This is a genomic window from Aeromonas sp. 601027, assembly GCF_049174455.1.
In the GTDB taxonomy this organism is placed as follows: Bacteria; Pseudomonadota; Gammaproteobacteria; order Enterobacterales; family Aeromonadaceae; genus Aeromonas; species Aeromonas veronii_A.
Genome location: NZ_JAAKTN010000011.1, coordinates 37,332 through 57,955 on the forward strand (window position 1 = coordinate 37,332; position 20,624 = coordinate 57,955).

Annotated in this window: 17 protein-coding genes; 6 read left to right on the plus strand and 11 right to left on the minus strand. The window is 61.5% G+C overall.

Going from position 1 to position 20,624, the window contains the following annotated elements; all coding sequences use genetic code 11:
• Nucleotides 1-58: 58 nt before the first annotated feature.
• Entirely contained in the window at nt 59-2,128 is a 2,070-nt protein-coding gene (gene recG, locus G5193_RS14655; RefSeq protein WP_236368477.1) for an ATP-dependent DNA helicase RecG, read from the plus strand.
• Between the two features lie 143 nt (nt 2,129-2,271).
• Nucleotides 2,272-4,389, plus strand: a complete 2,118-nt coding sequence (locus G5193_RS14660; protein WP_421206247.1) for an AsmA-like C-terminal region-containing protein — start codon at nt 2,272-2,274, stop codon at nt 4,387-4,389.
• Nucleotides 4,390-4,443: 54 nt separating this feature from the next.
• Here G5193_RS14660 and G5193_RS14665 read toward each other — a convergent pair whose 3' ends face one another.
• Nucleotides 4,444-5,352 carry a bifunctional GNAT family N-acetyltransferase/hotdog fold thioesterase gene (locus G5193_RS14665; RefSeq protein ID WP_069527624.1) on the minus strand — a complete coding sequence of 303 codons (909 nt, stop codon included), beginning with the start codon at nt 5,350-5,352 and terminating at the stop codon, nt 4,444-4,446.
• A gap of 51 nt (nt 5,353-5,403) precedes the next feature.
• Here G5193_RS14665 and G5193_RS14670 point away from each other — a divergent pair, with 51 nt between their 5' ends.
• Nucleotides 5,404-6,084 carry a spermidine synthase gene (locus tag G5193_RS14670; RefSeq protein ID WP_162628440.1) on the plus strand — a complete coding sequence of 227 codons (681 nt, stop codon included), beginning with the start codon at nt 5,404-5,406 and terminating at the stop codon, nt 6,082-6,084.
• Here the strand turns inward: G5193_RS14670 and dtd are convergent.
• From dtd to G5193_RS14695, 5 genes are all read right to left on the minus strand, one after another.
• Nucleotides 6,073-6,510 (minus strand): D-aminoacyl-tRNA deacylase, encoded by a 438-nt coding sequence (gene dtd / locus G5193_RS14675; protein ID WP_113740154.1) that lies wholly within the window; start codon nt 6,508-6,510, stop codon nt 6,073-6,075. The two genes, G5193_RS14670 and dtd, sit on opposite strands and share 12 nt — an antisense overlap.
• Nucleotides 6,511-6,602: 92 nt before the next feature.
• A complete protein-coding gene (locus tag G5193_RS14680) occupies nt 6,603-7,475 on the minus strand; it encodes a virulence factor BrkB family protein (protein WP_005340664.1) in 873 nt (290 codons plus the stop codon).
• 177 nt (nt 7,476-7,652) lie between these two features.
• A complete protein-coding gene (locus tag G5193_RS14685; RefSeq protein ID WP_113740155.1) occupies nt 7,653-8,894 on the minus strand; it encodes a malic enzyme-like NAD(P)-binding protein in 1,242 nt (413 codons plus the stop codon).
• A 254-nt stretch (nt 8,895-9,148) separates the two neighbouring features.
• On the minus strand, nt 9,149-10,375 hold the full coding sequence (locus G5193_RS14690) for an aromatic amino acid transporter (RefSeq protein ID WP_005355439.1): 1,227 nt from the start codon (nt 10,373-10,375) through the stop codon (nt 9,149-9,151).
• Nucleotides 10,376-10,544: 169 nt separating this feature from the next.
• A complete protein-coding gene (locus G5193_RS14695; protein ID WP_421206248.1) occupies nt 10,545-11,978 on the minus strand; it encodes a DUF2867 domain-containing protein in 1,434 nt (477 codons plus the stop codon).
• 159 nt (nt 11,979-12,137) lie between these two features.
• Here G5193_RS14695 and G5193_RS14700 point away from each other — a divergent pair, with 159 nt between their 5' ends.
• Entirely contained in the window at nt 12,138-13,229 is a 1,092-nt protein-coding gene (locus tag G5193_RS14700; RefSeq protein ID WP_421206249.1) for a hypothetical protein, read from the plus strand.
• A 66-nt stretch (nt 13,230-13,295) separates the two neighbouring features.
• Here G5193_RS14700 and priA read toward each other — a convergent pair whose 3' ends face one another.
• Nucleotides 13,296-15,503, minus strand: a complete 2,208-nt coding sequence (gene priA / locus G5193_RS14705; protein WP_421206250.1) for a primosomal protein N' — start codon at nt 15,501-15,503, stop codon at nt 13,296-13,298.
• Between the two features lie 147 nt (nt 15,504-15,650).
• On the opposite strand from priA, the gene rpmE reads away from it, so the two are divergent.
• The gene (gene rpmE, locus G5193_RS14710) at nt 15,651-15,866 is read left to right on the plus strand and encodes a 50S ribosomal protein L31 (RefSeq protein ID WP_005340673.1); all 216 of its coding nucleotides are present in this window, start codon (nt 15,651-15,653) and stop codon (nt 15,864-15,866) included.
• 100 nt (nt 15,867-15,966) lie between these two features.
• On the opposite strand, the gene G5193_RS14715 is transcribed toward rpmE, so the two are convergent.
• Together G5193_RS14715 and G5193_RS14720 are read right to left on the minus strand one after the other, a co-directional pair.
• Entirely contained in the window at nt 15,967-16,617 is a 651-nt protein-coding gene (locus G5193_RS14715; RefSeq protein WP_270905942.1) for a chromophore lyase CpcT/CpeT, read from the minus strand.
• Nucleotides 16,618-16,739: 122 nt separating this feature from the next.
• Nucleotides 16,740-18,593, minus strand: coding sequence for a methyl-accepting chemotaxis protein (locus G5193_RS14720; RefSeq protein ID WP_270905941.1), 1,854 nt, complete (start codon nt 18,591-18,593; stop codon nt 16,740-16,742).
• Between the two features lie 146 nt (nt 18,594-18,739).
• Here G5193_RS14720 and rraA point away from each other — a divergent pair, with 146 nt between their 5' ends.
• Nucleotides 18,740-19,225 carry a ribonuclease E activity regulator RraA gene (gene rraA / locus G5193_RS14725; RefSeq protein WP_005340678.1) on the plus strand — a complete coding sequence of 162 codons (486 nt, stop codon included), beginning with the start codon at nt 18,740-18,742 and terminating at the stop codon, nt 19,223-19,225.
• A 270-nt stretch (nt 19,226-19,495) separates the two neighbouring features.
• On the opposite strand, the gene G5193_RS14730 is transcribed toward rraA, so the two are convergent.
• Both G5193_RS14730 and G5193_RS14735 read right to left on the minus strand, forming a co-directional pair.
• Complete coding sequence (locus G5193_RS14730; RefSeq protein WP_005340680.1) at nt 19,496-20,170, minus strand: 7-cyano-7-deazaguanine/7-aminomethyl-7-deazaguanine transporter; 675 nt, start codon at nt 20,168-20,170, stop codon at nt 19,496-19,498.
• 159 nt (nt 20,171-20,329) lie between these two features.
• The gene (locus tag G5193_RS14735) at nt 20,330-20,617 is read right to left on the minus strand and encodes a DUF3630 family protein (RefSeq protein WP_139399965.1); all 288 of its coding nucleotides are present in this window, start codon (nt 20,615-20,617) and stop codon (nt 20,330-20,332) included.
• Nucleotides 20,618-20,624: the final 7 nt, after the last annotated feature.

A 20,624-nucleotide genomic window follows, 5' to 3' on the forward strand; every position in this document is an offset into this window, starting at 1 on the left:
GCCCCTCAACAACCCCTATCATCTGGACATATTTACAGTGTTTTCGGGCATCTAATTGATGAAATTGGATAAAATTCCTCTCGATAGCCTCAAGGGTGTCGGCAGCAAGATGCTGGAGAAGCTCGAGCGGCTGGGGCTGGCCACGGTACAGGATCTGCTGTTCCACCTTCCCCTGCGCTACGAGGACCGCACCCAGGTGTGGCCCATAGGCGATCTGCCGCCCGGCCTGCACGGCGCCGTCGAGGGCGAAATCCAGGACACTCAGCTGGTGATGGGGCGCCGCCGCATGATGGTCTGTCGCATCAGCGATGGCACCGGCACCCTCACCCTGCGCTTCTTCAACTTCACCGCCGCCCAGAAAAACAGTCTGGCGGCGGGCCGTCTGATCCGCTGCTTTGGCGAGGTGCGTCCCGGCAAATACGGGCTGGAGATGGCCCACCCCGAGTACAAGCTGCTCGGTGAGGAGCAGGCAGGCCAAACCGAAGAGGCGCTCACCCCCGTCTACCCGACGACCGAAGGGTTGCGCCAGCTCACCCTGCGCAACCTCACCGATCAGGCGCTGGCCCAGCTCGACCTCTACGGCGTCGAGGAGCTGCTGCCCGCCGGCCTCTATCCCCATCAGATTGAACTGGCCGCCGCCCTGCGCCTGTTGCACCGTCCGCCCCCCTCGGTGGCGCTGCCGCTGCTGGAAAGCGGCCAGCATCCGGCCCAGCAGCGGCTGGTGCTGGAGGAGCTGCTGGCGCACAACCTCTCGGTACTCAAGGTGCGTGCTCAGGCACAAACCCAGCTGGCTCGCGCTCTCAAACCGGCGCCCGAGCTGGTCGAACAGCTGCTCGGCGCCCTGCCGTTCAAGCCCACCGGCGCCCAGAGCAGGGTGGTAGCCGAGATAAGCAAGGATCTGCAACAGAGCCACCCCATGATGCGGCTGGTGCAGGGTGACGTAGGTTCCGGCAAGACGCTGGTCGCAGCGCTGGCCGCCCTGCAGGCCATCGGCAACGGCTGTCAGGTGGGCCTGATGGCGCCGACCGAACTGCTGGCGGAACAACACGCCATCAACTTCGCCAAGTGGCTGGAGCCGCTCGGCATCGGAGTCGGCTGGCTGGCGGGCAAACAGAAAGGCAAGGCGCGGGAAGAGTCGCTGGCCGCCATCGCCGATGGTAGCGTCAAAATGGTGGTGGGCACCCACGCCATCTTTCAGGAGCAGGTGGTGTTCCAGCGTCTGGCGCTGGTCATCATCGATGAACAGCACAGATTCGGGGTGCATCAGCGCCTCGCCCTGCGCGAGAAAGGGGAGCGGGAAGGGGTGCATCCCCATCAGCTCATCATGACCGCTACCCCGATCCCCCGCACCCTGGCGATGACCGCCTATGCCGACCTCGACACCTCGGTCATCGACGAGCTGCCGCCGGGCCGAACCCCCATCACCACGGTGGCGCTGCCCGACAGCCGTCGCGGCGATGTGATCGAGCGGGTCAAGCTCGCCTGCACCGAGGGCAAGCAGGCTTACTGGGTCTGCACCCTGATCGAGGAGTCGGAGGTGCTGGAGTGTCAGGCCGCCGAGGATACCGCCGCCGAGCTGCAGAACCTGTTGCCCGGTCTGCATATCGGGCTGGTGCACGGCCGGATGCGGCCGGTGGAGAAACAGCGGGTGATGGAGGAGTTCAAGGCAGGCATACTGCAACTGCTGGTCGCCACCACCGTCATCGAGGTGGGGGTGGATGTGCCCAACGCCAGCCTGATGATCATCGAGAACCCGGAACGGCTCGGGCTGGCGCAGCTGCACCAGCTGCGCGGCCGGGTTGGCCGGGGGGCGGTGGCCTCTCACTGCGTGCTGCTCTATCATGCCCCCTTGTCCAAGACGGCCCAGAGCCGGCTCGGGGTGCTGCGGGAGACCAACGACGGCTTCCTCATCGCCCAGCGCGATCTGGAACTGCGCGGCCCGGGGGAACTGCTCGGCACCCGCCAGACAGGTCTGGCCGATCTCAAGATCGCTGATCTGGTGCGGGATCAGCCGCTTATTCCGCAGGTGCAAAAAATGGCGCGCTTCCTGATGGATAGGCATCCGAGTCATGTCGAACCCTTGATACGGCGCTGGCTCGGCTTACGGGATCACTATTCCAATGCCTGATCGAGGTAGATGCAGAAAATGGACACATGTCCTCATGGATAGGCATCCAAGCCATGTCGAACCCTTGATTCGCCGTTGGCTCGGTCTGCGAGACCACTACTCAAACGCCTGACAACCAATCCCAAAACAGGAGGAAAGCACCCATGAATTCCTGGCTACGCGGCCTGCTCTACACCTTCGCCTTCCTGCTGCTATTTGTCTGGGTTGCCCTCGGCCTGTTCGACGCCGAGCGCGCCAAAGGCCCCATCACCAGCTGGATCAGCCAGCAGACCGGCGTGCCGGTCACCATAGGGCGACTGGTATTCAACCCACTTCACCCCTACACCCTGCTGGCAGAGCAGGTACGCTACGGCGATGCGGTCTCCCTCGACAAGATCTATCTGGAGATCGAGAGCATCGACTGGCTGAGCCGCGACGTGCGCATCGCCCATCTCGATCTCATTCGTCCCGCCATCAAGCTGCCGCTGCCCAACCAGCTGCCAAGCCTGCCGGTGCACTCCCTCACCATCAGTGACAGCACCATAGACCGGCTCAGTCTGGAGAGCCCCGAGCTGACCCTGCGCGGCCTCAATGCCACCCTGAGCGACTGGGAGCTGATCGATCCGAAACGGCAGCCACAGGCCAACCTGAGCCTCAATATCGGCCAGCTGGAGACCCCGCAATTCACCTTCGCCCGCCTCAACCTGCAAGGACGGCTGGAGGGTGAAGTGCTGCGTACCGACAAGCTGGTGACCAACCTGTTCGACGGTCTGCTGGAGACCGGCATGGTGCTGGACTGGCCCGCCCGCACCCTACAACTGCACGACCTCAAGGCGCGCGGCCTGCGGGTCGAGCTGGGGGACCTGACACAACAAGGCTTCCCGCAGCGCTTCCCGTTGCAAAGCGTGTCGCTGGATCGCGGTCAGTTGGACGACGTCAGCCTCAACGACATCAATCAGGAGCTCTCCTTCAACAACTTCAGCGGCCAGCTCACCGCCTTCAACTGGCAGGCGGGCAACCAGCCCACCGGCTATCTGAGCGGCACCCTGGGGGACATGAGGCGCGGCCTGTTCCAGCTGGAGGAGATCAAGGGCAAGCTCGCCTTCTCGCCCCAGCAGATCGACGGCGAACTGCAGGGCAAGGCCTATGAAGGGGAGTTCAATGTCGAGCTCTCCCTCGATAGCCAGCAGCAGAAGCTGACCCTGAAAGACGTGGCGCTCAGCGGCATGGATATCAGCCTGCCGCAGGGTTGGTGGCAGGATTGGCAGAGCTGGCGCCCGCAGCAGGTGGATATCCGCAAGCTGGCGTTCGACAAGCTCAAGGTGCTCTCCTTCGACGATACCCTGCCCCTGTCGCTGACCGGCTGGCAGCTCTATCTGAGCGATCTCGCCCTGCGCGATAACCAACCCGGCCCGCTGCTCGGCCGCGCCCGTATCGAGAGCAAATGGTTCGAGCTGGTGTGGGATGGCCTCAGCGCCCGTAACGGCGAGCTGGATGGGGAGCTGACCCCCAGCTCCTGGCAACTGGGCAAACTCACCAGCTCGCTGCCGGATGAGGGCACCTTCAGCCTGAGTGGCCAGTGGGGCCGCGAGCCGGGCCAGAGCAGCCGCCTGCAACTGCAGGCGACCAAGCTGGACCTGGTGCAGTGGGGCAAGATATTCCACTCCCCGGTCTCCTTTGCCGGCAAGGCGGACGTGAGCGCCGATCTGCAAGCCGAACATGGCAAAACGGCGGGCGAGTGGCGCCAGAGCCTGCAGGGGAGCTTTGCCCTCGATGCCGACGAGCCGTTCTGGGACAAGGTAAAGATAGATCCGCTGCTGGATGAGTGGTTCAAGGGCGCGACCCCGCCCACCCTGACGCCGGAACAGCTGTGGCAGGCGATGCAGGAGGGTGACACCCCCTTCTACCGCATCAAGCTGCAGGGCAAGATCGACAAGGGGCAACTACAAGTCGAGCAGGCTGGCGCCTCCACCATCACCCATCTGCTGGCGCTGCAAGGGGGGATCGATCTGGTCAACGAGCAGTGGCAGCTGGATCTGGGGATCCTCAATGGCAACCGCTGCGCCGAGCTGCTCGGCCAGTGGCGCGGGCCGTTGACGGAACCCACGCTGGCTTGGAGCTTCCCTCAGAAGCAGGACGCCTGCGGCTGGGAAGTGGGAGTACGCTATCCTCCGCAAGGCAACAGTGCCCCGCTCTGGCGACCGGCTCCCGCGCCGAAAGCCCAAAACCAGGCCCAAGTGCAGACCCAAGCCGGGCAGGCAAGCGACAGCCGGCAAGGGTAAAAACAGACAAGGCCTCATAATGAGGCCTTGTTGTTTGATGGGGAAACGACGCGGTTACTGGCCCGGACGGCGGGGCGGCTGCACCACGTAGTGGCCGCAGAACTCCGCCGCCAGTTTACTGCCGCTGAACAGCTGGATCTTGAGGCTGAAGGTGGCAGGCTCCCCCCGTTTGAGCGGCTGCAGCACGGCGGGCATCCCCTCGCGGGCCACTCGCGCCTCGGGCTCCTCATCGACCGGGCCATGATATTTGATGGTGCTCTCGGCCAGCACCGGCTCGCCCACCAGCCCCTCCTCTTTAAGCTGCAGCCAGATCAGCCCCCAGCCCGCCAGCACGCACTGGCTGTAGACACTACCGGCGAACATGCTGCCATGCACGTTGAAGTTGGCCGCCAAATTGGCCTTGAGGTGGAAAGTCTGGCCATCGTAGTGGCTGATATGCATCCCCATCTTCTCGCTGATGGGTACCCCGCGCGACCAGCGGGTGGTGAGATCCTGACACCACTCCGGCCGGTACTGGATAGTCTGCAACGGGCTCAGGGATTTGATCATCTGGCGATGGGGAATCCGACCAAAGGAGACGGGGCCGCCCCCCACTTCGAGAAAACCGCACTTGCGATAGAACTCCACCGCCTCCTGACGGGCGTTCATCACCAGCCGTTTCACCTTCTCGCTGCGGGCCAGCTGCTCGAGATCCTCCACCATTTTGGCGCCCAGCCCCTGGCCGCGATATTCGGGACGCAGCGCCATGAAGCGGATCTGCGCCTCGTCACCGCCGATAAAGAGGCGGCCCACAGCGATGGGAGTACCATCGGGAGCCAGCATCAGCCGGTGAATGGCGACCGTATCGTATTCGTCCCGCTCGGAACCGACCGGCAGATTGAAGGGTTTACGCAGAAGTTCCCAGCGCAACTGGTAGTAGGCATCCAGCTCGGCGACTGTCTGAGGGGTGACTACCCGGTACATAGTTTCATCCTTGAGTTACACTGGTCGGAAACCATCTTGCCGTGCAAATTCATGGACTTCAATCTGCAAGCGTACCAAGCCGATCACTTGTTGCACCTCAGCGTCAAACCCCAGCGCCGCCTCACGGTACAGGAAAATGACCAGCACCGCTGGCTGGAGATAGATGGCGTGGTGCAATCCGCCATGTCGCTCGCCGACCCCGCGACCCTCTGTCTGCCCCATCAGCGGGTCATCGCCTGCCTGCTACCGGAGCGGGCTGAGCAAATCCTCGAACTGGGGCTGGGTGGCGGCGATCTCACCCGCCATCTGAGTCAGCGCTGGCCCGATGCTCGCCACGAGTGCGTTGACCTCGACGAAGAGGTGCTGACCGTTTATCAGCAGTTTTTCCAGCATCAGGCGCACGATGGGCAAGCCGTTCCGACACTCCATCAGGCCGATGCCCTCGCCTTTCTCGAGCAGAGCGAGCAGCAGTACGACCTCATCCTGCTCGATCTCTTCAGTCAGGATGGCAACCCGCTGCTGCTGTTTCAGGAGCGGCTCTACCGGGCGCTGGCTCCCCGCCTCTGCGGCACCCTGGTGATCAACCTGCTGCCGCGAACAGAACTGGAGCTAACCCACGCCCTGACACTGATAGAACAGTGGATTGGCCCCGCTACCCCCTATCCGGTTGCGGGGCTTATCAACGTGATCGTCCACGTCACACCGCGGGACGAGACATCCTCAGACCTGTAGCCAGAAGGTAACCGGGCCGTCGTTGACCAGCGCCACCTTCATGTCGGCGGCAAAACGCCCGGTTGCGGTCGGGATGCCGCTGGCAGCAGCCTTCGCCACGAAGTAGTCATAGAGGCGTTCGGCCTCGCTCGGGTGGGCACCGCAGGAGAAGCTGGGGCGCATCCCGCTCTTGGTATCGGCCGCCAGGGTAAACTGGGAGACCACCAGCAGGCTGCCGCCGACCTGACCGACATTGAGGTTCATCTTGCCATTCTCGTCACTGAAGACCCGATAGCCGCTCACCTTGTGCAGCAGTTTGTCGGCCTTGGCCTCGTCATCCCCCTGCTCTACTCCGAGCAGTACCAGCAATCCCTGACCGATGGCGCCGGTCACCTCCCCCTCGACAGTCACGCTGGCCTCGCTGACCCGCTGAATCAGTGCAATCACATCCCTCTCCTCTCAAAACAGAACGACCGCCCCGGCTCGATTGCAGGGGCGGTCGTCGATGCTACCAATAAACCGGTGGCCAAGGCGATGGCTTAGCCAAGCTCCTCGCTCGCCGGCTTCTCGTACTCACCGAGGCAGGCGGTGGTCTCCGCACCGAGCAGCACCACCAGCCAACTTAAATAGACCCAGACAAACAGAATCGGGATGGTGGCCAGCGCACCGTAGATGGCCTGATAGGAGGGGAAGTTGGTGATATAGATGGCAAAGCCGCGCTTGGCCAGCTCGAACAGGGTCGCCGCTACCAGCGCACCGATAAAGGCGTGGATCAGCCGCACCTTGCAGTTCGGCACCACGGTATAGACCAGCAGGAAGGTGAGCACCGAGAAGAGGAACGGCAAACCGCGCAACAGCAGATAACCGATGCCGAACAGGCTCTCGGCGCCAAACAGCCGCAGCGAGAAGATATAGGAGGAGATGGCGATACTGGCCCCGATAAGCACAGGCCCCAGGGTCAGGATCATCCAGTACATGGCAAAGGCCTGCGCCAGCGGGCGGCCCTGGGTCGAGCGCCAGATGTAGTTGAGGTTCTTGTCGATGGCGGAGATCAGCATCAACGCCACCACCACCAGCGCCCCAATCCCCACAGCAGTGGTGTTGGTGGCATTGGCGACGAAGCCGTCGATGTACTCCTTGAGCATATCGCCCGCGGTCGGCACGAAGTTGTGGTAGACGAACTGCTCCATCGCCTGCTTGAGGCTCTGGAACACCGGGAAGGCGGACATCATGCCAAAGACCACGGCGATCATCGGCACCAGTGAAAGCAGGGTGACATAGGCCAGATAACCGGCGGTAACCGTCAATCTGTCCTGCTGGAAACGGCCCCAGACAAACTGGGCAAAGTGGCGACCATCATGGCGCAAGAAGGAGAGGGCGTGGGCCAAACGGCCGCTGACAGGCTGCTGCATCTTGATTCTCGTTAGCGTCATAGTGGCAATATTGTGTCAGAGGAGAGCGCTGTTTGACCACCTTTGAACCCGATTTGCCTCCATATGCCCCAACCTGTTACCCGGGTTACGCCTCCGACTGTCGCCAGAAGCAGAGATAAAAACGGCCCCGATAAAGGGGCCGTTTGCAATGCCGGATTACAGCATGTAGTCCGCAGGCAGCTCGATGCGGGCGACGCCGGAGGCCACCGCCGCCAGCGCCACGGCGCGGGCAACCCGCGGCAGCAGACGGGCATCCATCGGCTTGGGAATGACGTAATCCTTGCCGAAGGCGAGCTCGCTAACCCCGGCGGCGGTCAGCACCTCGGCTGGCACCGGCTCCTTGGCCAGCGCGCGGATCGCCTCGACCGCAGCAATCTTCATGGCATCGTTGATGCGGCTGGCACGGGCGTCGAGGGCACCGCGGAAGATGAAGGGGAAGCAGAGCACGTTGTTGATCTGGTTCGGGTAGTCGGAGCGACCGGTGCCCATGATGAGGTCGCTGCGCACCCCGTGGGCCAGCGCCGGCTTGATCTCCGGGTCCGGGTTGGAGCAGGCGAAGATCACCGGATTGGGCGCCATCAGGGCGACCGCCTCGGCGGGCAGCACATCGGGGCCGGAAACACCGACAAACACATCCGCCCCTTCGATGACATCCATCAAGGTGCGCAGCGGGGTCTCGTTGGCGAAGCGCTGCTTGTACTTGTTGAGATCGCTGCGGCCGGTATGGATGACACCCTGACGATCCAGCATGAAGATGTTGTGCGCCCTGGCGCCACACTTGATCAGCAGATCCATGCAGGCGGTGGCGGCAGCCCCCGCTCCCATGCAGACGATGCGGCTGTCGCTGATCTGCTTGCCCTGCACTTCCAGCGCGTTGAGCAGCCCGGCGGCGGTGACGATGGCGGTGCCGTGCTGGTCATCATGGAACACCGGAATATCGCAGCGCTCGATCAACGCCTGCTCGATCTCGAAGCACTCAGGTGCCTTGATATCTTCCAGATTGATGCCGCCGAAGGTATCGGCGATAGCCGCCACCGTGTCGATGAACTGCTGGCTGGTCTCGTGCTTCACCTCGATGTCGATGGCGTCGATACCGGCGAAGCGCTTGAACAACAGGGCCTTGCCCTCCATCACCGGCTTGGAGGCCAGCGGCCCCAGATTACCCAGCCCCAGAATAGCGGTGCCGTTGGAGATGACGGCCACCAGATTGCCCTTGCCGGTATAGCGATAGGCATCGGCCGGGTTGGCGGCGATCTCGCGCACCGGCTCGGCAACACCCGGGCTGTAGGCCAGCGCCAGATCACGGGCGGTTTCGGCAGGCTTGGTCAGGGCGATGGCAATTTTGCCCGGTACGGGCTGGGCGTGGTAATCGAGTGCTTCTTGACGCAGATCGGACATGGGGGACCCCGATGTGGTTGGTGCAAATGAGGTGCCGACAGGGGGCACGCAGAAGGGCGGGGATCATAAAAGAAAGCGGTGGGCATGCCCAGCAGATCATGCTGCCATCAGCCAGATCAGACCAGTTATTTCAGCACCTTACCCCACCCACACATACCACTTTAGTTATAGATTCTGCCGCATGGGATGAAAATGGAGCAAAAAGGGCGGCAAGTTGGCCTTGCCGCCCTTTCTGTCAGTGCTGTAGACCTGACTCAGTTGCCCAGATAGACCGGCAACAGATTTGCCATCGACAGGAAGTGGAACAGCGCGGTCGCCAATCCGAACAGGATCAGCAGCCAGGCCATCAGCTTGCCGCCGGGGGTGACGAAGTGGGGTGTCACTTCGCCCCGCTCGGCCCGCGCCCGGGTGCGCAGCACCAGCAATGCCGGGATGATGCAGGTCCAGATGGTGGCGGCGGCACCGGCATAGCCGATGGCCAGCAGGAAGCCGAACGGGAAGAGCAGGGAGAGCACCAACGGCGGCAGGAAGGTGACCGCCCAGGTCTTGCAGCGACCGGCGCGGCTGTTGTCGAACTTGAACAGATCAGCCAGATAGTCGAACACCCCGAGCCCCACCCCGATAAAGGAGGAGAGAATGGCCGCCATGGAGAAGCCGTTGATGGCGCTGGCCACCTTCTCCGATTCGATCACCCCTGAAAGCGCGGATAGCAGCACACTCACGTCACCCCCCTTGGCAATCACGGGAGCAAAATCCTGACGGGGCAGGTTGCCGAAGATCCCCAACAGCCAGAGTACGTAGAGCGCCAGCGCGATCAGGGTTCCCCCCAGAATGGCCCATCTGGCCTGCTGCTCGTTCTGGTAGTAGGCACGCAGGGAGGCCACCGAGTGGTGATAACCAAACGAGGTGAGCGCCACCGGCAGCATCGCCATGGCATAGGGGGCGTAGCGACTCTCGCTGCCCGCCAGATCGAGCAGGGTCGGCAGCTTGATACTACCGAGCAGCCCGGCCACCCCGAGGGCGAAACTGAGGATCATGAAGGCGATCAGTACCACCGAAATACGGTCAACAGCGCGAGTCGAGTGCCACACCACCGCAGAGAAGAGCGCCACGAACAGCACGGACGCGAGCTTGCTGTCGATCCCCAGTATCCCCTGCAGGATGGCACCGGAGGAGGTGATATAGGCGTAGAGCAGAATGCCGCCAACAAAGTAGACCGAGAGGTTGTTGAGGAGATTGAGCTTCTCCCCCAGCAGCTCGCGAGTCACGGTATTGAAGGAGACCCGCATGTCGTGGTGCTGGAAGGATTCCAGCAGCATCCAGCCGGAGAGGGTCATCATCACCATGGTGACGGTCAGCGCCAGCACCGACCAGAGGGTCCAGGCCCCCGCCCCCGAACTCGGCAGACCGAGCATGCCGGCTCCCACGCAGACGCTGGCAATGATGCAGGCGCCCCCCAAAATTGACGGTTTTTTCTTCATAATCCCTTCTTTTTCTGACTGATTATCTATCCGCGGTAAACAAGACCGCGGCATGATGCCAGCCTTTGCCATGAGACGCCTACCACTATCTGCCATAACCGGGCATGGCCGCGGCATAAAAAGTGCCCCGAACGGGGCACTCTATCAGCGGGAATGGTGTGAAGAGGGGTTAATCCATCACCGGGATACCCGCTCTCGCTTCGGCCTGACGGGCGATGGCTTCGGTCATCCCCTGAAAAATGAAGAGGTGAAACGGCAGCATGGCGAGCCAGTAGGCCAGCCCCCAGGCGCCCTGCGGGTGCCAGTGAGCGGTGACCCGGATGCGGGTCAACCCGGACTCCTCCGGCAGGATATTGAACTCCAACCGCCCGACGCCCGGGGCCTTCATGTTGAACAAGAGATCGAGCCTGCGCCCCTCATCCACCCCGAGGATCTGCCAGGAGTCGAGCATATCCCCCTTCACGAAACGATCCGGATTGGTGCGTCCACGGGGGCGGGCCGGACCGCCGATCAGGTGATCCATCCATTCGCGCACCACCCACAGCTCGTTCATGTAGAAGTAGCGCTGCTCCCCCCCCAGCTGCTGCAACACCTGCCACACCACCTCGGGGGAGGCGAGGCAGATGGCCTCGCCGCTGGCGGTACGGTCATAGAAACCATATTCGGGATGGCGCCAGCGCAGGCCGAGGGGGGTCTCCTGCCCCTGCTGCTCGGCACCCAGCTTCTGCTCCAGCGCCAGACTCTCCGCCAGCGCCTCGTCGAAGCTGAGCAGGGTCTGCGGCAGCAAGGCGCGCAGCGGGCCGTCATCGGCCGGGATGTCGTGCTTGAGACCGCCCACCAGCGCCTTGGCTACCGGTTGCGGCACCGAGGTAACAAACTGCAGCCACCAGGCGGAGAGGCGCGGGCTCAGAAACGGGATGGGAATGATGGGGCAGCGCTTGCCGATATGGGCGGCGAACTTCTGCAACTGCTGCTGATAGCTGAGCAGCTCGGGGCCGACCGCGTTGAAGATGCGCCCATCCACCTCGTCTGCCTCTACCAGCCCGCCCAGATAGTGCAACAGGTTGGACAGCGCAATCGGCGGCGTGCGCGAGCGCACCCATTTGGGCGTCACCATCATCGGCAGGTTGAACACCAGATCCCGCATCACCTCGAACGCCGCCGAACCGGGCCCGATGATGATGCCGGCGCGCAGCTCCACCGTCGGTACGCCAGATTCGCGAAACAACTCGCCACAGTAGCGGCGGGAGTTGAGATGGCGGCTGTTGCACTGTTCAGGCTGGATTGCCCCGAGATAGATGATACGGCGCACCCCGGCAGCACGGGCGGCGGCAGCAAAATTCTTTACCCCCTGCTGCTCCAGCCGGTGAAAATCGGCCCCCGCCCCCATGGCATGCACCAGATAGAAGACTGTGTCTATGTTCGCCAGCGCAGGCAGCAGTGTGATCGGCTTGAGGCTGTCGGCGAGGCGAAACTCGACCCCCTCAGGCAAGCGGCAGGGACGGCGCGCCCCGGCAATCACCTTGTAGCCTAGGGTTTGCAGGTGGGGCACCAGATAGGAGCCTATATAGCCCGCCGCCCCCATCACCAGACAGTTTCTCATCCTCTCTCCCCTTTCCATTGTCGTCCCGGCCACCGGGCTGGCAACCTGAATGCCCATCATCCAGCCTCACCGTCACTTTGCAACATGGAACTAACAATTCTGCCTGTTAGTCCGATTTAGTGTTAATCCCGGTTTATTTATCGGTCGATAACTGACCAGATGTATAGCGCCGAGGGCGAACGTATGCGCATCGACCACTACGACCTCCAGGGGGAGGTGCAATACCGGCAACAACAGGCCCAGAGCCGCAAGGTGCGCAATCTTGGGCCAGTGCCACCCGTAGTTAATCCACCGGAAGGCAACAATACGGCAGCGGCCGGCGAACGCAGCAGCACCCTGACCCTCGCCAGCGCCCTGACGCTGCAAACCCCGAGGCAATCCGCCGCCAGTCAGCAAGCTTCAACGCCTCCCACACCGCCCGCAGCGGAAGTCGGCAAAGAGCAGGATGGCATTCCCGACGATGGACTGGATAACCGCCAGCGGCTGATCAAGCTGATGATCGAGGCGATGCTGGGCCACGAAATCGAGCTGCCCAAGCCGATCAACCCCTCCGAAGAGGGAGGCGATGGAGTGACCCAAGGAGATGCCGCAGCTCAGGCCGCCGAGCCGGATCAACTGGTGGAGGTGACTGACACCCTGCTGCAACAGGAGCAGCTCAACGTGGTGGCATCGGCCAGCGTAGCGACTCGGGATGGTCAGACTATTCAGCTCGATCTCGGCTTTGTGCTCGACTGGCGCCAGCTGGAGGTGAGCCAGCGGCGCACCACCCTCAATGCCCTCAAAGATCCGCTGGTGCTGAGTCTGGATGGCAAGATTGCCGATCTGACCGAGGCACGGGTCACTTTCGATATTGATCAGGATGGCAAGGAGGATAGCCTGCCGGGCTTGAGTGAAGGCAGCGGCTTTGTGGCGCTGGATCGCAATGGCAACGGCACCATAGACGATGGGGGCGAGCTGTTTGGTGCTCGCTCCGGCAATGGCTTCGGCGAGCTGGCCACCCTGGATGAGGATGGCAACGGGGTGCTGGATGAGGGGGATAGCCAGTTTTCAGCCCTGCAGTTCTGGCATCCGGATCACGCCCCCATCGCTCTGGTGGAGCTGGGGATCGGCGCCATCCTGCTGCGCCCCCTCGACACCCCCTTCAACCATCTGGGGGAGAGCGGCAATCAGGGGGTGCTGCGCCAATCCGGCCTCTATCTCACCGAACAGGGTAAAGGAGGCTGGGTGCAGCAGATCGATCTGCGGGTCTGAGCCTTGAAATGAAATCACCCATCGGTCGCTGACGATAACTGCCAGCGACCGGCTCCGGTGCCACCATCAACTCAGCTCGGTGGGGTCGATATCCAGACTCCAGCGCACCTTTTTGGTCTCGGGCCAGCCTTCCAGCTCCTTCACCACCCAGTCCAGCAGTTGGGCCAGCGGTGCCCGGCTCGGCCCCTGCACCAGCAACTGCATGCGAAATTTGCCCGCCTTGCGCTCCATAAAGCCGCTGATGGGCCCCAGCACCTGAACGTTGGGATAGCGGGCGCTGCGCAGGGTATCGGCGAGGCGGGCGAGGAACAGCTGCACCTCGTCGCGGCCGTTGGCCTCGGCGCGGAACAGCCCCTGATAGCTGAAGGGTGGCAGCCCCAGCAGGCGGCGCTCTTTCAACGCCGTATCGGCGAAGTGGCCGTAGCCATTCTGGGTCAGATCCTGCAGCAGGGCGTGCTCCGGATGGTGGCTCTGCAGCACTACCAACCCGGGTTTGCTGGCGCGACCGGCACGGCCCGCCACCTGGGTGTAGAGCTGGGCCAGTTTCTCGGCGGCGCGAAAATCGGCGCTGAACAGGGCACCATCCACATCCAGCAGACCCACCAGCGTCACATCCGGGAAGTGGTGGCCCTTGGCCAGCATCTGGGTGCCGATCAGGATCTTGTACTTGCCCGCCTTGATGTCGCCGAGATGGGTCTCCAGCTCCCCCTTGCGACGGGTGTTGTCCCGATCGATGCGCACCACCGGATATTGTGGGAAAACCGTGGTAAGCAGCTGTTCCAGCTGCTCGGTGCCCACTCCCGATCCGATCAGTTCGTTGCTGCCACACTCGGGGCAGTGGTGGGGCAGCGGGCGCACGCTGTCGCAGTGGTGGCAGTGCAGCCGCCGCCCGGCCTGGTGCCAGGTGTACCAAGCATCGCAGCGCTCGCAGGCGGCGCTCCAGCCACACTGGTGGCAGATGAGGGCCGGGGCATAGCCACGGCGGTTGAGAAACAGCATCACCTGGTTGCCCGCCGCCAGATGCTCCGCCATCAACTGCTCCAGCTGGGGAGAGAGTCCGGCCTGCAGCCGCACGTTCTTGATGTCCAGGATCACCTGGCGTGCAGTCTGGGCGTTACCGGCGCGACGGGTCAGGGTGAGATGGTGATACTTGCCGGTGCGGGCGTTGTGCAATGTCTCCAGGGACGGGGTAGCAGAGCCAAGCAAAATGGGAATACCGGCACGATGGGCCCGCATCACCGCCAGATCCCGCGCGTGGTAGCGAAAACCGTCCTGCTGCTTGAAGGAGCCGTCGTGCTCTTCGTCGATGATGATGATGCCGATGTTGTGAAACGGGGTGAACACCGCGGAGCGGGTACCGATCAGGATGGCGGCGCCGCCGTCGCGACAGGCGAGCCAGGCGTCGAGCCGCTCCCTGTCGTTCATGGCGGAGTTCATCGCTACCACTGGCACGTTGAAGCGGCGGCGGAATCGATTGATGGTTTGCGGGGTGAGGCCGATCTCCGGCACCATCACCAGCGCCTGCTTGCCCGCCTTGAGCAGGGGTTCGAGGATGCTCAGATAGACCTCGGTCTTGCCGGAACCTGTGATGCCATCCAGCAGGAAGGCGCCGAACTTGTCGCTCTGGCTGGTAACGGCGGAGACGGCCAGAGCCTGCTCGCCGTTGAGGCGCAGCCCCTCCCCCGGCTCGAAGCGGGCAGCCCAATCGCCATCGTGGCTCGGCTCCAGCGAACGCTTCTCCAGTAGCCCCTTCTTCTCCAGCGCGGTGAGAGCTGCGCTCTGGATCTCCTCCTGCTTGAGAGCGGAGGGGGTCTGCGGCCCCTTGCGCAGCAAGGCGAGCGCTTGCTGCTGCTTGGCCGCCCGCTTGAGCTCGTTAAGGTCGATGGCCATCCCTGCCTCGGTAGCAAACCAGAACTCCAGTTCACGATAAGCGGCAGGCTCCCCCTTGCGCACCAGCACCGGCAGGGCGTGGGGCAGCACTTCCCCCAGCGGATGCTGGTAGTAGCTGGCGCTCCAGTTCATCAGCGCCAGAATATCCGGCCCCAGCACCGGCGTCGCATCGAGTACGCGCTTGATGGGCTTGAGCTTGTTGCGGGGCACCTGGCTGTCGGCCGGATGATCCACCACCAGCCCGACCAGGGTCTGGGGACCGAAAGGGATCTCGACCCGGCAACCGGGGGCAGGTAACGGCAGGGGAGAGAGATAGTCGAAGTGACGGCGTAACGGTACCGGGACAGCGACACGAACCAGATCCAGCGTTTGGGAAGAATTCACCAGGGGTTGCCTATTTTTTCTGCGAAGCCACTTGCCTGATCTCAGGCATTTCCTATATTATTCGCAGCCTTTGAAACTGTGTTCAACAATCGTGTGGTGTCCGACAAGAGATCGGATGGCGACACGGCCTATTAATTGAGGTTGTCCATGAAAGCTGGTATCCATCCTGACTACGTAGCCATCACCGCCAAGTGCTCTTGCGGTAACGTCATCAACACTTTCTCTACCATCGGTAAAGATCTGAACCTGGACGTGTGCTCCGAGTGCCACCCGTTCTACACCGGCAAGCAGAAAGAAGTTTCTAGCGGCGGCCGCGTAGACAAGTTCAACAAGCGTTTCGGTGCGATGACCACCAAGAAGTAATTTTACTTCTGAAGAATTCTGAAAAAGGCGCCCAATGGGCGCCTTTTTTACGATTCCTGTTTTTCATCCTTCATGTTCCCGCAGCCAGACGCATTCGCCCCTACTGGCCAAATCCTTTGGAACGACGCAAATAGACATACCCCTCACCCGGGCTGCCCCAGCGCGGACTCCCGGCATTGTCATAGGCGCGATCCAGCAATCTGACACTGTCGGGGCCAATCCAGATATGCTGCACCAGCGTAGTGGCACCACCAAAATCGGTGGAGCAATGGCCCACCCGGGTGTGGCCGGCATATTCGCCGGAGGGAGTGCGTGTCAGCCAGATCTCGCAACCGTGGCGCAAGGAGAGCTGCTGTGGGGTCAGACTGTCGAGCAGGGCGGGATCATGCCAGGCACCGGCAAAATCGGTGGCTCGGGGCATAGTCAGCTCTGCCATCAGGATCCGCCCGTCAGGGGCGGGTGAGAAGCGATAGATGCGCTGGCGGAAGGGACGGACGGAGCGCAGACTCAGGTACTGCTCGGCATAGACCCAGCGATAGCCCTGATAGCCAGGCCAGATCTCCATCAGGCGCAGCTCAGCACTGGTAAAGCGGCTGTCGTAACTGGCCTGCTCCCGGCTCGTAAATGCCCCATTGAACCAGCTGAGTAGCGGCTCCATGCGGGGCTTTAGTGGGGTAGCCTGAGGCGCCGAACCTGCCAACACCAGACAGGAACAGAGCAGCCCGAATACGGCCACCAGCAACTTTGCCATCGAATCCTTCCGAATCATCATAGTGGCGGCGATTATATGAGCGAATTACCCCAATAACAGCCATTACGATCAAATCATTGCCACTCTGGTGCAAAAACCTCACAAGGATGCCAGTCCGCTCACTAAACCCGATATTTTGCCACCGCCTTGTTGAGCAGCTGGGCCTGCTCGTTGAGGCCCTCGCTGGATCTCGCATTTTCCTCCGCCATGATGCTCGACTCCTGGGCGATGTCGCGGATGTTGTTGACGTTGCGGTTCACCTCGTTGGCCACCAGACTCTGCTGTTCGATGGCGGCGGCAATCTGGGTGCTCATATCCATGATGTGGGTAACATCCTGAGTGATCTGCCCCAGCAACTCCCCTGCGGTACTGGCCTGATCCGAGCTGCGGTTGCCCTGCTCGCGGCAGGTCGCCATCACCTCGACGATGCTGCCGGTCTGTTTCTGTAGGGAGCTGATGATGCCGGCGATCTCCTGGGTCGATTTCTGGGTACGGATGGCCAGATTGCGCACCTCATCGGCCACCACCGCAAAACCACGTCCCTGATCCCCTGCCCTGGCTGCTTCGATGGCTGCGTTGAGGGCCAGCAGGTTGGTCTGCTCGGCAATGCCGCGGATCACGTCGAGCACGGAGCCGATGGTCTCGCTCTCTTTTTGCAGCTGGCTCACCTCGCGAGATGAGCTCTCCAGATTGCCCGCCAGCGAGCGGATCTGCTCGACAGTATTCTCGACCGCAGCCCGCCCCTCCATCGCCTTGTTGTTGGTCGCCTGTGCATTGTTGGCCGCCTGCTCGGTGTTGCGGGCGATCTCTTCGATGGTGGAGCCCATCTCGGTGGACGCGGTCGCCACCATATCGGTCTCCTGCAGCTGGCGCGCCGCCCCTTCACTGGTGCGTTTGACGTTGGCCGAAAGGTGATCCGCCGCTTCGGTCAGGGTGTGCACGCTATGCTTCACATCGCCAATCAGGTTACGAAACCCGCCCAGCATCACGTCGAGATTGCCTGCCAGCTGGGCCATTTCATCTGCCCCGCGCAGATCTATCTTCAGGCGCAGGTCATTATCCTTACGAATGCGGTTGACGGTATCATTCACCTGAGTAATGGGACGGTCGATGCTGCGCCCCAGCAACACGCTCATGATGCCGATCAGCACCACAATCACCCCGCCACAGACCAGCATCAGGCTGTTGAGGCGAGCGCTCTGCCGCTCCAGTTCAGCGACAATGTGCTGATCTACAGCAGCAAATCCCTGTTCGGTCTGATGCACCAGATCCCGCATCTGGTTGCGCAGCCCCTCATCCTCTTTCAGCCCCAGTACCTGCATCCCCTGCACCAGCGCCACAAAGTCCTGCCGGTACTGCTTGCTGGCCTGCTCCAACTTGCCGCGATCCGCCTCCGGCAAAGTGGCAAGACTATCCTGAAAACTCTTGTGCAAGGTTTCGAAACGCTCCAGATACTGGATATCGGAGCGCAGCATGAAGTCTTTCTCCGCCCGTCTCAGCTGCAACATGGTGATGAGCAGCCCCTGCTGATCCAGCTGCTTGAGCCCATTCTCCACCTCATGCACCGCCGCCCGCAGCTTGCCATAGAGCCCCTCCTCCGGCCCCAGACCAATCTTCTGCTGCTGAGCCACCAGATCGTTGAAGGCTTTGCCATAACCGCTGATCTGCTGATCCAGTCTGGTCAGCTCCCCCTCGACGGCAGCCAGATTGTCATCGGTCACCAGCTCCCGATTGTGCTGGTGAAAGTCTGACAACCCCTGATTGAAGCGCTCGACGAAGGTCATATCCTTACGGATCAGAAAATCCTTCTCGGCCCGCCGCAGGTTGAGCATGGCGATCTCCAGCTGGTCGATATTGCGCTGGGCTTCGGTCAGGTGACGGTGCACCTGGCTGGAGTAGATAAACAGGCCGCTCAGTACCAGCATGGCAACGGCAACCAGCACGGTATTCAGGATCAACTTATGACGGATAAGCACGATGGACCTCTCGCAAACTGGCAGTGAACTGCATTGAGCTTATGCAGAAAAGCGGCGACAGGTGATCTGTGCAAGGAATATTCATTGAAATGCCACACCCACTCCTTATACTGGTTGCACCTGTTTCCAGCCGTGGATTTGACACTATGGAATACAATACTTCTGAACTGTGCGACATCTATCAGGACATGGTGGATGTGCTTGAACCCATGCTCTGCTCCTTCGGCGGCCGCGCCTCTTTCGGCGGCGTCATCACCACCGTCAAATGCTTCGAATCGAATGGTCTTATCCGTGAACTCGTAAAAGAGAACGGACTGGGACGTGTCTTGCTGATCGATGGCGGTGGCTCCATGCGCCGTGCCCTGATTGACAGCGACATCGCCACCACGGCGGCCGAGAATGATTGGGAAGGGATTGTCTGCTACGGCTGCGTCCGCGAAGTCGATATTCTGGAAGATCTGGATATCGGTATTCAGGCACTGGCTGCCATTCCGGTCGGTGCCGACAGCAAGGATGTAGGGGAGACCGATCTGCCGGTCAACTTCGGTGGGGTGACCTTCCTGCCCGACGACCACCTCTACGCCGATACCACAGGGGTGATCCTCTCCCCCGAGGCACTCGATATCGAGTAAGCCACAGGCAGAGTGACGACGGGAGCCTTGGCTCCCGTTTTTTATGCCTGCAACTTGCTGAAAAATGACAAAAAAAGAGGGCCAGATAAACTGGCCCTTAACTGGAAGCAATGTGAGCAATGTCGTGCCTTCACAAGAAGTCCATCACGTTGGAACGAATGAAGTCTTTCCCGGAAAACAAGTTAACAATAATCATTCTCATTTAACTAGGCAAGCGCTATTTGCAGAAAGTGCAAAAAAATTGACCACCGCGAAGGGTGGTCAATCTGGTCAGGCTTGCCGGGTGGCTGTTTGCAGGCTGGATAATCCGGCCTCGCCCACCAGCTTGCGGCTGAGGTAGCGCAACAAGACACCGTAGAGCGGCACGAACAAACCAAGGCTTATCAGCAACTTGAATACGTAATCGACGGTTGCGATCTCGACCCAGTGCTCTGCCATGAAAGGATCTGTGGTGCGCCAGAAGGCCACACTGAAGAAAGCGATGGTATCAACCAGATTACCGAACAGGGTGGAGGCCGCAGGTGCAATCCACCACTGCTTGAGCAGACGCAGGCGGTTGAACACCACCACATCCATGAACTGCCCCACCAGATAGGCCATAAAGCTGGCCAGCGCGATACGCGCCACGAACAGGTTGAACTCGGCCAGATGACCAACGCCCTGGAAGCTCCCTTCAAAGAAGAGTACGGAGAGCGCATAGGAGACCGCCAGTGCTGGCAACATCACGGTCTGGATAATCTTGCGCGCCAGACCGGCACCGAAGATCCGCACTGTCAGGTCGGTCGCCAGGAAGATAAACGGGAAGCTGAACGCCCCCCAGGTGGTATGGAAGCCAAACACGGTGATCGGCAGCTGCACCAGATAGTTGCTGCTGGCAATGATCAGAATGTGGAACAACGACAGGCGAACGAGCGCCGTTTGGTACTGCGCAGGGGTCAGATTCATCTTGTGACCTTTTTGGTTAATGGGGTTAGGGAACCCATATCGCCACCATTGGCGATAATCGAGGGGCGAGATTATACGCCCCCAAACCGATAGTTCAATCTTTATGCGATTACGCTTGTCCAGGTTGGCCAGCGGCAGAGCAAGCCTTGTGGGCGATAGTCACAGCTTGTGCTGTCTGGCGAGCCAGAGCAGCGCCTCCCGATCCGCCGGGCACACCGCCTCCAGCCAGCAGCCGCTGTAGTGTTCGTACTCCAGCCGAAACTGGCTCCCTTCAAACTCCAGCAACCAGCTATGGCGGTCAGCCCCCGCATCCTGCTCGAGCGGCTGCAGCTCCCACTCTCGCAGCAAGACCTGCGCCAACAGCGGAAACGTGTCCCAGTCGAGTGCTGGGCAATCCAGCGTCACCACGCCAGCTTCGCTATCTACCTGTTTGATTTGCCAACTCATTCCGTGT